Below are 264 nucleotides of genomic sequence, written 5' to 3' on the forward strand. Positions count from 1 at the left end.
ATGGCCCAGCAGGGAGGCTGGCACAAGGGCATGCCGGGACAGGGATGTCACGTCATGACCGCTCCGAAAGGTCGACGAGCGGAGCGAAGGAACCGCGCAACGCGCGGCGCGAGGACCGCCAGGCACCGGGCAACACCCGTTGGCGACCATAGGGGCCTCTGTCGCACCATGCACCACCCGTAAGCGACGGCACCAGGCCTTCAGCCAGCCAGCCGCCGTTCGTGGGTGACATCCCGGATCCTGGCCATATCGGTCACTGCCCGC

The 264-nt window shown here is 68.2% G+C and carries 1 protein-coding gene; it reads left to right on the forward strand.

What is annotated here, in order from left to right:
- Positions 1-183 (forward strand): hypothetical protein (locus tag A1830_RS23605; protein WP_067710509.1); only part of this gene is annotated, 183 nt, incomplete at its 5' end.
- Between the last annotated feature and the right edge of the window lie 81 nt (positions 184-264).

Source organism: Erwinia sp. ErVv1 (assembly GCF_900068895.1).
Classification (GTDB): Bacteria; Pseudomonadota; Gammaproteobacteria; order Enterobacterales; family Enterobacteriaceae; genus Erwinia.